Here is a 13997-nt window from a genome sequence, read left to right on the forward strand (position 1 = left end):
GTACCCGGGAACAGGTGTTGGATATCCGCCCCTTCCGGAAGCCAAGTAAGTTGACGTCGCAAAACGGCCCAGCCCCACGAGCGCATTCCATGATCAGCTATCTATTGACTTCGAGCCGCCCGATTTCCTGATGGGCCACGCTGGTCACCATGGTCATGGCGGCTTTCTGGATTTTGACGCCCTCTGGGTTAGCGACGAGAGTGGCGATCCGTTGAATTGCAACGCCGAGCAAAATGTCTAACTCGGGCCCCCACGGGGAAATGTGAACGAGATGTCCACCGACGATCTCGTCCCCGCCGCCGTCCTGGATGATGCCGAACAGGATCTGCGCGACCTGCCCATAAATGCCGGACGGCACCTTCACCTGCGGATGAGGCGGAACGATATCCATCCAGAGTTCCTGAATGCCCGTCCGGGTGTCTGTCCAGAGCGGATAGAACCCATTGGTGCTCGCGTCGAGGCCAAAGTATTCGCCGATGAACGACGCGATTGGATCCACGAGCGAGACGGGTGCGTCGATGGTCGGGTCCCAGGGACGGTCAGTCACGGTAAAGCGATTGAACGACACCCCGCCGTCAAACGATTGGGCCATGATCACGTCAATAAGATAGGTACTCGCCTTTGGCCCGAACTCATAAAAGGCGCATCCGATGACGCCCTTCGGATTAGCAATGATCTGCGGGTGGAAGTATTGCTGGTTCGCGGCGAGCGCACCGGTAAGGAGTGGCCGTCCGGAGGGAGCGGTGTCCCAGCCGGCGCCACCATTCGTGGACAGCGCGTAGTAGATGCGGGAGACACCTTCGCGGTAATCGGCCCACGCGACGAGCACGGTCTGTCCCGACACACAGGCCGTAGGCAGGGTAAATACCCGAAAGGTCCCTCCGGGCAGGACCGGCCAGCCATGAGGTTTCCAGGGCGGTAGCGATGACTCGAGTGTCGTGATGCCAGTGGCCGGCGACGCTACCGGATGGAAACTATTGCCACCGTCCGAGGACACCATCATCTTGATTTCACTTCCTGCGGTCCAGGCGATGTAGATGGTTCCGTCGGCAGCTACGTTGATCTCAGGCGAGAAGGGGGTGTCACTGGCGAGGATACTGCCTGCTGGATCAGTTCCGATCCCAATCCAGGTGATTCCATGATCCAGCGTGCGCGCGAAGCGCAGGCTCACGCCATCGTCCCAGGCAGCGTAGACGCAGCCGTGAAAAGCGCTACTTCCGGCATCGCCGGCAACCCATGGCTTTTCGTCCTCGGCGCTCGCATGGATGAGGCTCGGCGCGCTCCAGGTTTGTCCCCCGTCGAAAGACCTGTAGACGGCGATCCCCACGTAGTCAATCGCGGGCGGATTCCTTATCGCGGCGCACACGAGGAAGATGTTGCCGCTATCGTCCCACGCAAGCGCCGGGTCGGAAACGCCAGTCCAGTCGGGCGTTGCCAGATTCGCGGAATCGTGCCATGTGATGCCGGCGTCGGTGGAATAGACCGTCGCCGAGGTGAAATCATAGGCGGCGATGTCTTTGCACTTCCTCGACGCCGCAACCAACTGCAGCGGATTGTTGGGGTTGATGGCGAGACTGCTTTCGCTTCTCGCGTCGTTCGGACTGGCACCGCGAGTCACCTGGATGTTGGCCATCTCCGTCGCTCCCTATCCTTTTCGTGCGCGCCTGCGCACGGATCCGCACTGCTCGCGCCTGCGCAAACGGGCCGACTCGATCGCGCCCGTCAGATCTGAAGCGCACCGCCACCGACGCAACACGATCCACCGCCGTCGATACGGTGGATCGCGCACGCCGCTCACGCTGACGCACAGCCGCGCACGTCTATCCGAGGTAGTCTTGCATCGCGCGAAAATGCGGACGCAGACCCGCAGCCGTCGCCACGATATAAGTCAGCACGTTGGTGAACTCTCGCACCGCGCGCTGGTCGCCTATCCTTTGCCTTCAAGACGCTTTACTTCCTGTTGAGCTACGTGCGCCACCATGGCCATGGCTGCTCTCTGAATGCCGATACCCCCGGGGCTGGCGACAAGCGTGGCGATCCGCTGGATCGCGACACCCAGCAGAATATCCAGTTCGGGTCCCCAGGGCGGAATATGTACGATATGCCCGCCCACGATCTCGTCGCCACCGCCGTCCTGAATGATGCCGTCCAAAATCTGGGCGACTTGCCCATACAGGCCGGGCGGAATCTTGAGCAGTGCACGGGCCCGCACGATGTCGGTCCAGAGTTCCTGGATACCAGTCCGCGTGTCCGTCCAGAGCGGATAGAATCCCCGCGTGCTGGCGTCCAGCCCGAAGTAGTCACCAATGAAGGTGACGTTGGAATCTCCATGGGACCACGGTGCGTCGATGGCCGGATCCCATGGCTGGTCCGTCACGGTGGCACGATCGAACGAGATCCCGCCATCAACCGACTGGGCGATCATGACATCGATGAGTGGCGTCGACGGCTTGGGGCCGAACTCGTAGAAGGCGCACCCGATCACGCCGTTGGGATCAATGACGATCTGCGGGTGAAAGTGCTGCAAACCCGAGGGTAGCGGTCCTGCCAGCAACGGCTTTCCCGAGAGACCGGTGGGCCAGCTGGCGCCACCGTCAGACGACACTGCGCAGTAGATACGGGACACGCCTTCGCGGAAGTCGGCCCATGCCACGGCGACCGTGCTCCCGAAGACGCTGGCCGATGGGATCGTCAGCACGCGAAAGTTTCCGCCCGGAAACACCGGCCACCCATGAGGGGCCGGCAATCCGGCATTGAGCGTCGTCACGCCCGCGGCCGGCGACACGGCGGGCGTAAAACTGTCGCCCCCGTCCGTCGACACGATCATCTTGATCTCGCTTCCCGCGATCCAGACGATATAGATGTCACCGTTGGCCGCGACTCTTATGTCCGGTGAAAACGAATCATTGACGAGCACCGTCCCCGCGGGTGTCGCGCCAGGTCCCGCACCGATCCAGGTTACACCATGGTCCGTGGTGCGTGCGAACCGCATGTCGGATCCGTCGTCCCAGACTGCATAGACGCGGCCGTGAAACGGACTCGACGGATTCGTGTCTCCTGCCGCCCACTGCTTGTCATCGCCAGCGCTGTTGTGGATCGGCAGCGGAGCGCTCCAGGTCTGTCCGCCATCCGATGACTGGTAGATCACGATCCCGACGGTGTCGAAGGTCGGCGGATTGTTGCCCGACAGACCGACCAGATAGACGTTTCCCACATCGTCCCAGGCAAGCGCAGGGTCGGTGAGCAGCGTAAAACCGGATAGCGTCAAGGCGGCCGAATCATGCCATGAGATGCCACCGTCCGTGGAGTATTCGGTGGCCAGAATGAAGTCGTAATTGTGAATGTCCCCGAACTTCTTGGACCCCGCTACGATCTGCTTCGGGTTATTGGCGTTGACTGCGATATTGCTTTCGCTTCTCGCGTTATTCACGCTCGTATCGTGCGTGACCTGGATATTCGACATGATCCCCCCTTATCGATTATTCGAAAGGTCGAGTGATCGCCCGGCGCGAAACCTTTATTCATGGGGTGGTCACGAAGACACGACCAGCAGAATGAACAAAGCCCCAGGCGGTAACAGCTGGCCGATGGAGCCCGACAGCCCAGCTCGGAAAAGGCGCCTCGCAAAATCACGTGTAAACAAAACCGTGCAGGCAGGACGATTTTGTAAAGTGCGTGCAGTAAAAGCTGGAGTCCGATGGTGCGCGGCGTCATCGCCCTTTTTTGCGCGTCGAAGAATCACGTTGTTTCCGTTCGTGGTTCGCGTCCTCATCGTGGCCGCGAACGAGCTCCAGGATGGCGCTGCCGGTGGTGACATGGCTGTCATTGCGCTGGAAGATCGTCAGCCTTGTCGGCGCGTCGAGATCGAATTCCTTCGGAAGCTTCAGCGACAGCTTCATGCGAAGCGTCTGCCCTGGCGCAACCGTAAAGCCGACTCCAGCCACTCGATGGGTCAGGTTCCAGTGCTTGCCAGAAAACTCGGCCCCGTGCATGTGATTCTCGGTCGGTAAAGGCTGTTTCTCCCCTTTCCTCGGGGGCAGGACGGCGAGCTTCATGGGAACATCGGCCAGCCTGTGGCCCTTGTGGACGATGACCTCGATGAGCGTCGCGTGACTGTACGGGCTGCCGATGATGAAGGGCAACTCGATCAGGCTGTCGGCGGCCGCGAAGACATGGGCGTATGACAGGTTGCGCTGACAGACGTTGTTGTCGCCCCAGAAGTAGCTGCCGTAATCGCACGTACCGGGGGCGACCGACACCGGCGCGCCATCGGTACCGCCTGCGGAGTCGTTATTGTTGCCGCGCGCCTCTGCCAGGAGGCATGGGTGCCAGGTGCCCTCTTGAGGAATCTGTGCGGCAGGCCAGCGAATGGGTCCGAAGATACGGGTGGCGCCCACCGCCAGACTCATCGGCGCACTCTCACCGAGGTACAGGTGTCTCTGTTGAACGGCCGCCGTCTGCCAGTCGCCTGGATACCAATCCTGCGGATAACGAAACTCCAGCCCGGGCAGCGCATCGAGCGCGGGATAGTTGCCTACGGTCACGGCGAGCGTGACGTTCTCCGCGGGATTGGGCCCGAGGTTGGTGATCTTGCCGTAGATGAAATGATCCGTCACGCCGTCGCGCAGCAGATCCTGATCGACCCAGATGGCGTTGCCGTCCTGCTGCCGGCGTACGATCAGATCCGGAGCCTCCCAGTGATTGCCGGGTGACGGTACCGTTCCTGTGTCGCTCGAGGAGTCCCGGATATAAACATTCGCGGGCCGGGCCGCGACGCGCGCCGTGAACATTTCCTGGGTTCCGGTGCGCGTATCCATCCACAATGGGAAGAACCCGAGCTGGCTCGCGGCCAGACCGAAGTAGTCGCCAATGAAGGTTACGTTGGGATCTCCGTGCGCCCAGACGGCGTCCACTGTCGGGTCCCACGGCATCTCGGTCACCGTGGCCCGATCCACGAAGCTCGCCGCGTTGTCGGCCGACGCTGTCAGGACAACGTCGATCAGCGGTGTCGTGCCGCCTCCCTTCGGTCCGAAGAGATAGAGATCGCAGCCGACGTCCCCCTGTGGCGTGCAGGCAAGCTGCGGCTGGAACTCGTGTTGATCAGGGGCAGAGACAGCGCCGCCGCTCATCAGCGGCATGCCGGAGCCACTGCCCGCCTGCCAGACGGCGCCGCCATTGTTGGAGCGCGCATAGTAGATGCGGGCGATTCCCTGTCGATAGTCGGCCCAGGCAACAACCAGGTCGGTCGCATTGACCCCAACACTCGCGGTCGCGACCGTGGGCGTCCGGAACGTCCCACCGGGTAGCTGGCCGGGCAAGCCCGTGATTCCGCTCGCAACGGTCGCCGGGTTCGAGAATGAATCCCCCCCATCGGTGGATTTGACGAACTGGATGTCGGTGCCGGCGATGAAGAAGATGTAGACGCTACTGTCTGCAGCCACGACGACCTGGGGTCCGAACGAGGCCGGAGCAAGCGACGTTCCGACCGGGTTCCCTCCGGTCCCGCGCCAACTGGCCCCGTAGTCGATCGTGCGCCCGAAGAGCATGCCACCCGGACCGTCCCAGGCGGCGTAAACACGGCCATGATAGGGGCTGCCGGGATTGGTATCGCCTGCGGCCGACTGCTTGTCATCGCCAGGCGCCGAGTGAATGAGGTTCGGAGCGGACCAGGTCAAACCGCCGTCCGTAGACTTGTACACGGCGATGGCCATCGGCTCGGCTCCCTGAAACGGAAGAGCGACGAGATACGCGCCTCCGACATCATCGAAGGCGACCGTCGGATCCGAAACGCCGTCCCAGCCCGCGAGGAGCCCGAGGGGTGCAGCCTCCTGCCACGATCGGCCCGCGTCGAATGTCGAATACGCGGCGAGCGAGAACGCATACGTGTGCGGGTCGGTGAATCGTTTGGACGACCCGACCATGTTGTACGGATTGGTAGGATTGACTTCTATCGTCGATTCACTTCGGTCATTGCTGGGGCTGGCATCGCAGGTGACGCGGATGTTGTATCTTGGTCCAAGAATGAGCGGGAGCATCGCTTCTCCTAGGTAACGCTATTGGCGGTAACCTCTCTATTTTCTTATCCACCTCGGGAAATAGTTTTGCATCCGTGGTCGACACTCGGAGACGGATTGGACTACGAATCCCCGTTGTTGTTAGATCTAAGACGAACTGACCCGGCTAGAATCGCAGTCGACCACCTCAAATTTTTCGATGACCCGAGCGACCCTGATAGGGGAGCGTTGGTCGGTAGGCATCACGCATGGTGCGGGCGTACTCGCGTACCATCTACAGCGTCTCGCGCCGACGCGCCCATTCCCTGTATCGGCGTGGTCGTCTGCTTACGAGAAAGTCCAATGGCTGAAACGATTCGATAGCGCCTGTTCGGAGTGCCCGGAACCGGCCATTCGCGTTAGGTCGAACTCGCTGAGGTACGAAGGACCGCAATGGCCGAAAAGCTGCGGCCAGCCCGGCGTCAGCGAATGACCGCTGGACATGGGTGAACCGCCGTTGACACCGCTGCGATCCGTACCGATCGTAACGGGAGTCAAAATTCGTTTATGCGGCGAGGCCGGGTTTTCGCGCTGAGCGTTGAGCAGAGTGCCGCGCCTCACCCGTTCCAGGCGTCCATCCGGGGCGCAGCAGTCAACCCCGTCCCCTCCTAGCCAGGCGTGGCCGGCACGGCCACGCTGCCGCGCCTGCCGCGCGGCACCCTCACCCGGTCAACTCGTGGCATGGCATGCACCCGGCTCCCAGGTTCCCGCCCTTGACCCGCGACCGTAGCCGATAGCGGGCAGGCATCAAGGGGCGAGGGACCGTGTCGCCCGCACCCCTCCCTCGCCTTTTTCCTTGACGCCTGCCCGCTATCGGCTCCTCCAGTCGCACGGGCGGGAACCCGGGACCCTGGCGGCAGCAACGCCAACCCCGAGTTCCACCGGGAGGTGTCCAGCCGCAACGGCAAGTCACATCCCCTCGCCCGGTTCAGGTCCTCAACCTTGACTGTGGAGACTGCCATGCAACTCGCTTCCTCTTTCCGTTACGGCTCCCCGGTGCTGCGCGCTGACTCGCCCCTTTCAGACGATCAGATTCGCCGTGTTGCCCCGTCCATCTTCGCGGACGGCAAGCACGAAAGCCGTTCGGAACGCTACACGTACATTCCCACCATCGACGTGCTGCGCGGCCTACGCAACGAAGGCTTTCAGCCGTTCATGATCTGCCAGACCCGCGTGCGCGATGACGGCAAGCGCGAATTCACCAAGCATATGCTCCGGCTGCGCCATGCCGACCAGATCACCGGCGAGGAAGCCGACGAAATCGTGCTGCTGAACTCGCACGACGGCACGAGCAGTTACCAGATGCTCGCAGGCACGTTCCGGTTTGTGTGCCAAAACGGCATGGTGGCTGGCGAGAACATCGCCGATATCCGTGTGCCGCACAAAGGCAACGTCGTTCAGAACGTGATCAATGGCGCGTTCGACGTGCTCGACGGCTTCGACCTGATCCGCGAGCAGAAGGAAGGCATGCGCGCCGTGACGCTCGACCGCGACGAACAGCACGCGTTCTCCCGCTCCGCGCTCGCGCTGCGCTACGACCCGAGCGACGCCGAAGCACCCGCCCCCATCACCGAAAGCCAATTGCTCGCGCCGCGCCGTTACGAGGATCGCCGCGATGATCTGTGGACGGTCTTCAACCGCATTCAGGAAAACCTCACCAAAGGCGGCCTGCACGGGCGCTCTCGCAGCGGGCGCGCCATGTCCACGCGTCCCATCACCGGCATCGATCAGAACGTGAAGCTGAACCGTGCCCTCTGGATGCTCGCGGACGCCATGCGCCAGATGAAGGTGTAACCGACCGTGGGGCGGCGCACTCGCGCCGCCCATTCTCCCCCGTTGCTGAAGCAGGTCGACGCCGCTGCCACCGCCGAACTGCGGCCCGCGAAAGTCGCACGGGTCCCGGAAGTCCTCACCGTTCGCGAGATTTCGACCATACCCTCGTGGGCCGTCCGCGACGACGTGGATGAGGACGACTCCGTTACCGGAAGCGACACAGGAAACTCGCGGGACAGCAGCGACGACGACGCGGAATCAGCGCACAGCCGGCGTGGCCCTTCCCGACTGCCGCCATAGTGAATACGGCGCAAGGCTGCCCTTCGCGACGCGTAAGCTTCGCCTCGTACTGATGACGCGGCACAGCAGGCGGCAGCACCCTTTAGGGGCCGCCGTGTGCCTGCCGCAACTGCACCGCGCGACAATTCGCGCCCGCCGTATGACCACCCGCCCCCCCTTCCACTAAACCGTCCACGACCAGTAACATCAGGCAGAGCACGGCTCCGCCCATCAGCAATAGACGGCGCATCGAGCGTGCAAAACGCCTTTCCATCCCTGTCGCCATCGCATCCACCCGCACCACCGTTGCATCAGTTGCCTGTCCGAACGCGCCAATCGCATCATCCAGCCGCTCACGCTGCTCGCGCCCCGAAATTGCAGCTGCGCCAATCAGCCGATTACCTGCCGAGCGCGCGACCCGATTTGCTATACGCACGGTCAAAGCCGTCAGCGCCGCCTCATTGAGATTCGCCAGCGCAGCCCGATACCGCGCCTCATGTTCCCGTATCAGCTTTTCCGCGAGTTGGATCGTCGACTTGCACCGCTCAAGCGCATCCTGGTGTTGTTGCATCAGAGCATCGGTCGCGCCGCCGACTTCTCGGCGCGCGGCTTCGAGACTGCCCTCGCTCGCCCACCGAATACGTTCCCGCATCCCCTCATACAGGCGCGCATAGTATTCGAGCACCGCGATGATCGACCATAGCGCGTCGTTCTCTTGCAGATTCAGTACGCTCGATACTCGACGCATACGGGCCAGACTAGCCTCGTCCGGGACATCGCCGGATATTTCATGAAACAGGCGCATGAGCGGATCAACCGGCTGCGATCGTCTACTGCTCATGGGCCGTCCCGTCGGCGCCGATCGCCTTCGCGAACATGACATCGCACAACGCCCGCCAACGCAATAGTTCCGCTCGCTCCCCTATGTGCATCATTTCCGACGCCTTGCGGATGGACATCCGCCGACTCCGAAGTTCGTCGGCCACACGATCCGCAAGATCTGGAAAATCGAGTGAGTGCCCTCTCGCCTCAATGGTCTTGCGAAGCTGCGATAACTGATACAGCGCGAACTTGTCGGGCGTGCCGAAATAGCCATTTCGCACCACGTGCGTCACCGCATCGGGAAATGTCTTACTGAATGCGTGCAGCAGCTCGAGGCTGTCGCGCTGCCGGTTGATCACCCACAGCACGACGAGCTGACGCCGCAATTCGCCGAGCGTACTGGCGAGTGTCGCACCGAAGCGTGCGACACCCGTCTGACTGCGAGCCGCCGTGTTCACGATGACGGCGGCGTCCCGGCGTTCGTCGCAGAAGTTGACAAGACCGATCCAGCCGTCTGCCTCGTCCAGGCTATAGGCGATGCAATGCATCTCGTCCTGGACGGATTTCATCACGTCTGGATTGGAAGTATCGGTTTCAACCAGGGCGACAGGAAAGTCGTGCCGCTGCAGGTAATCGGCCAGCGCGAGTGAAACAAAGCTCTTGCCAACACCGCCCTTGCTGCCACCGACCAGATAAATGGGATAAGTCGTTGCCATATGAGCCCTCTACAGGTTTTCGATATCGGGCGTGATCTCGAACGAGAACGCATCCCGAATCACCATTGACCCCGGCGTGGTCACTGTCTTTCCCCCATCCTGCCTGGATTCCTTCTCTGCGCTGTCCGCGCTCCGCGACCTTGTCTGATTGGGCTTCTTGGCGCGAGGCGATGCTACCGTCGGAGTCGTCGTGATTTTCTTTCCCACGGGCTCAGACTTGCTTTCCTTCGTCGCGCGTTGAATCGCGTACCTCAACGTGCTGGTACTGATGTCCACGCCCTCCTGCGCCAGCTGCTGGACGATCTCTTCGAGCGTGTACCCTTTCCTTTTCGCGCCACTGATTTGAGGTTGCATCGACTTCACCGCATCGCTCACATTGACGCGATGCTCGTGCGCAGGCTTTTCCGGCAGCGCGTCGAGACGGCGCGCCGCAGCGTCCCATTGGGCTTGAGTAAAGCTCTTCACGAGCGGCATGATCCGCCTCAACACACTGCCTTCATGCCATCTTGCGGAGGAGATTAACGGTCGTCAATCCCTGAAAACAGACCCAATTCGAGGTATCGGAACGTCCAGGAGTGGACCGGAATTGCCCGGAATCAGAAATTTTTTTGCTCCGTCGCGAGCGGCAGTGCCTTCAATTGCACGCGAAGATATGCAGCGACGTCGCGCCTCCGATCTAACGATCAATCACCGTTCGTTGGCAACTGACTGTCTTTGAAATTCGTGGCTCCCGATACTATGTCAGGTGATCGCAGGACCTGCTGAAACCTGCACGGCAGACAAGGTTTTCCTGCGCTGCCACACGGGAGCAGACTCGTTTAACCTGCGCGAGCATTGACACCCTCGTGCATCGGAGCGGCTGTCTTTTTTGCGCGAAGCATGACCGGAATGGTTTTGCATGCTGCGCTCGGCATTTAGCTTTCGTGTTCCAAGTGGATCAGCTTACTCGCGCGAACGGCCGGAGATGTCCATGCGACGTCCTGTTCGTTTCACTGCGCATGTTTCATCTTCCTGCGCGGGCCACGTGTTTTTCCTGCGCGTCCAGACACGGCGTTTTGCAGCGGTAGTCCATCTGTCCGCTCGACCATGGTCAGGCCCACTCACCGGATTCGCGAACGGCGATCTTAAAGACATAAAAACCAGTAACGGCAGGATAGGCTATCGCCGGTTTCAGGCGCCGAAGGGGCCAACGCTCGAATTCCAGAGTTTCATCCGCGCCGCTTCCGAGTCGTCATAATGCTCGTCGCAGTTGCATTCGTCGCCGACGCACTGAACTGAATGCCCAACACTGAGCCCTACACAAAACACGACAATAGGATATAGCCGCTACAACCAAAATTTTTGCTCATTTCTTTTATGTCTACATGAACGCCCCCGTTTGCGCCAGATGTTCGAGGTCTTGACGAATAGGATGGGCTGCAGCTCTACATCCGGCCTCTTTGCAGCGTCCGCTTCGCTGCCGGCCCCTATGAAATCCGCTGACTCACGCCTCATTCAAATCGCGAGCTTGTGAAGCTCAGACATAAAAGCAGGCTTGGTGAATCCCGGGTCCCGCCCGATTTGTCATTACACTCGAATGCCGCCGCAACTTTTGACGTTCCATCCCTTGAAACAAGAAACCTTCCAGCAGACCGGTGAGATCAGGCTGGCCTCGTACTGACGTAATCCTTCCGATAGGGCTGTTGATGCGCCAGCACCGCCCAGATTATTCGCGCAAGCTTGTTGGCCATTGCGACGATGACGACATTCAACGGGCGCCGCTGTTTCATCTGTTCGACCCAGAGACCTGGCTCTTTCGCGCGATAGATGATGCTCCGCGCGCCGTGAACCCGTAGAGTTCTGAGATACGTGTCACCTCGCTCGCTGATTCCCTGTAGCTTGATCGTGCCGCCCGATCCGGTCTGTCCCGGCACAAGTCCGAGCCAGGCCGCAAACTCGCGGCCAGATTTGAAGGCTTTGGCATGCCCCATCGTTGCCACGGCAGCTGTTGCGGTAAGCAGCCCCACGCCTGGGATTGCTACGATTGCCTTGACCGCCTGATCACCTTTCATCCACTCCTGCATCCGGCGCTCGATCTGGCCGATCTGACGGTCCACGTCATCCAGACCTTTCCATTGCTCTCGCAGCGTATCGGTCAGTATCGCAGGCAAGCGTCCTGACAGTCTTTCCAGAACTCCCACCATTGCCTTGTCCAACGCCGCCCTGCCTACTCCCATCACCTCGCCGTACTCGCTGATCAATCCGCGAAGACTATTGGTTTGCATCGTGCGAAACTTCACCAGTTGTTGACGCATACGATGCAGTGCAAGGATGGCCTGCTGCGCTTCGCTTTTTACGGCAACTTCCTTGCAATCCATCTGGGTGGCCATCCAGATTGCCCGCGCGTCGGCCGCATCGTTCTTGTTGCGGATGTTGAACGCCTTGACGAACTTCGCCGGCATCAGCTTTACCCGATGCCCCATTTCGATCAACCGTCGGGCCCAATGCTGTGATCCGCTGCCCGACTCCATGCCGACAATGCCGACAAGGCACGGTTTGCGATTGGCAAAGTACTCGAGAAACCCCGCTCGCTTGACGGACCGGTTCACGATTTCGCCGCTTTCGGGATCCACCCAGTGAACCTGCATTACATTCTTTGCGATGTCCACGCCCACGATCATATGTGCCATGACAGATCCCCTCTGTTCGGTTGAGCAGATGAGTATGATCAACCACTTCTCAATTCGGTAGAAATTCCGCATAGCGGTGGATCGCTCACACGGACCGACTGAGTGGGGGCGTTCATATCATTCAAATTGTGGAGGGCTCCTCAATCAAAGCGCATCACCGACCGGAGCGTCCCATTCTGCGTTTCAACGCAACACGCGTCACTTCCATCCTTCAAGCCTTAGTAGTCCGGCGAACTAAAGTTGCGACATTTTTCACGTTAATCAGTCAATTTTAGACTTTGCAGGAGTGTTGCAACTTATTTCTCGAGCATTCACGTAGATGCATAAGGGCGCGGAAGTAAATATTGAGATTTTTCGGAACTTAATCCTTCCAAGCCCATGCAACGCGGCATGTTTGCCAAATTTACTTCCGAACCAATATAGCGCAACCCCGCGAGCGCTCCAACGCAACTGGCCATCCAAATTCGGCATATTTCGATGCAAGACTGCGTTCAAATGCGAAATTTCAGCGATTTCGTTATTGGGATGCATCTTTGCGTTGGCAGTTTTTTGTCATTTCTTTTTGACCGCACGGTTGCGTAGCTATCGTGTTCGCCGATGGGCGCGCGGTACGACGAGCAGTTGAGCGCACTGAACAACAGTGCTTCGGGGCTAAAATGTGAGTGCGGGCAATTTTTCCTTAGATATCCACAGATTTGCCCCCTGAATCGCACATTCACAAGTTTGCTACTCGGCCGTTCAGGCCCATTCGACATTCACAGATTTGCTGTCGCGCTTTGTGCCGCCCAGCTTCACGTGCCGAACTTGCGACCGATTGGCGATGGGTTAATAGTGCTTCGGAGCTAAAATGTGAATATTGGCTCGTTTTCCTTCGACTTTCACAAATTTCCCCCCTAAATTGCACATTCACAAGTTTGCAGTGCGCCGGAGCATGAATATGCGGTTTGACGTCGACGGCACCACAACCGTATATCAATGCTCCTGACGTGCTCTGACCGCATACGATTGCTCCGCTCGAGACCTCACGGACGAACGCCGCATAGCTATACTCCGGCGCGTTTTTGTGCCATCAGCATAGAAACCGCATAGCTATGCTCCGTTCTCAGGCGTTCAAATTCTCTTAGGTACGGTCCTTCGGCTCTCGCCGTAGTGCATACCCCGACTACGCCGTCGTCTTGCGTACGAGTGCGGCAGACGGCAACGTCGATATTTTCTGCGGCAACTTGAACCGGACGTCCTGAGCCGCAGTCCGAGCGGTAAAGAAACTCCGTGTGCCATTCATCCGTGAGATCGATCGCGACCGACGGGTACCGGCTCCGACAGGCGTGCCAGATGTGATACACGGATCGACGAACGCGCCGACGCCCGTCACGACTTCGACCTTGCGCGCCTTCGCCATCCCGGCGAACCCGCCCGTCAGCTTCTTAAGGCGACTTCCAAGTTAGCGTCACGCGACATCTCGGCAACTTCGACGACGAGCGCCGTGTGCAGCGGCGCCCTTCGATCGACTACATCAACGTTCAGGCACACGCAGCGCAACGCCGAATATCGTTCGACTAGCACTATCTTCATGCCAGGATCGGCGGCGCACGCTTCTCAGAAAGCGGAAAATCCGATTAGTCTCGCGACACGCTCCACCTTTCCGGGACCTGAAACATCCGCACCCACACTCTCTTATTGCCATG

General features: G+C 59.9%; 8 protein-coding genes and 1 pseudogene. 1 reads left to right on the forward strand and 8 read right to left on the reverse strand.

All coding sequences use genetic code 11. From position 1 onward, the window contains the following. Window positions 1-97: 97 nt before the first annotated feature. From OKW28_RS28085 to OKW28_RS28095, 3 genes are all read right to left on the reverse strand, one after another. Window positions 98-1633, reverse strand: a complete 1536-nt coding sequence (locus OKW28_RS28085) for a sialidase family protein (protein WP_429450515.1) — start codon at window positions 1631-1633, stop codon at window positions 98-100. A gap of 294 nt (window positions 1634-1927) precedes the next feature. Then, a complete protein-coding gene (locus OKW28_RS28090; RefSeq protein WP_429450517.1) occupies window positions 1928-3463 on the reverse strand; it encodes a sialidase family protein in 1536 nt (511 codons plus the stop codon). 247 nt (window positions 3464-3710) lie between these two features. Continuing rightward, a complete protein-coding gene (locus OKW28_RS28095; protein ID WP_429450519.1) occupies window positions 3711-6035 on the reverse strand; it encodes a sialidase family protein in 2325 nt (774 codons plus the stop codon). Between the two features lie 978 nt (window positions 6036-7013). On the opposite strand from OKW28_RS28095, the gene OKW28_RS28100 reads away from it, so the two are divergent. Continuing rightward, window positions 7014-7847 carry a DUF932 domain-containing protein gene (locus OKW28_RS28100; RefSeq protein WP_429454476.1) on the forward strand — a complete coding sequence of 278 codons (834 nt, stop codon included), beginning with the start codon at window positions 7014-7016 and terminating at the stop codon, window positions 7845-7847. A 361-nt stretch (window positions 7848-8208) separates the two neighbouring features. Here OKW28_RS28100 and OKW28_RS28105 read toward each other — a convergent pair whose 3' ends face one another. The 5 genes and pseudogenes from OKW28_RS28105 to OKW28_RS28125 form a co-directional block, all read right to left on the reverse strand. Then, on the reverse strand, window positions 8209-8946 hold the full coding sequence (locus OKW28_RS28105) for a hypothetical protein (protein WP_429450521.1): 738 nt from the start codon (window positions 8944-8946) through the stop codon (window positions 8209-8211). Beyond that, the gene (locus tag OKW28_RS28110) at window positions 8936-9643 is read right to left on the reverse strand and encodes a P-loop NTPase (protein WP_429450523.1); all 708 of its coding nucleotides are present in this window, start codon (window positions 9641-9643) and stop codon (window positions 8936-8938) included. The genes OKW28_RS28105 and OKW28_RS28110 overlap by 11 nt, the downstream gene beginning before the upstream one ends. A gap of 9 nt (window positions 9644-9652) precedes the next feature. Continuing rightward, window positions 9653-10117, reverse strand: coding sequence for a hypothetical protein (locus OKW28_RS28115; RefSeq protein ID WP_429450525.1), 465 nt, complete (start codon window positions 10115-10117; stop codon window positions 9653-9655). A gap of 1166 nt (window positions 10118-11283) precedes the next feature. Continuing rightward, entirely contained in the window at window positions 11284-12312 is a 1029-nt protein-coding gene (locus OKW28_RS28120) for an IS110 family transposase (protein WP_429450526.1), read from the reverse strand. A gap of 1342 nt (window positions 12313-13654) precedes the next feature. Next, window positions 13655-13899, reverse strand: a pseudogene (locus tag OKW28_RS28125) (dihydrolipoyl dehydrogenase); the annotation flags it as partial. Between the last annotated feature and the right edge of the window lie 98 nt (window positions 13900-13997).

Origin of the sequence: Paraburkholderia sp. 40 (assembly GCF_050434105.1) — a bacterium.
Classification (GTDB): domain Bacteria; phylum Pseudomonadota; class Gammaproteobacteria; order Burkholderiales; family Burkholderiaceae; genus Paraburkholderia; species Paraburkholderia tuberum.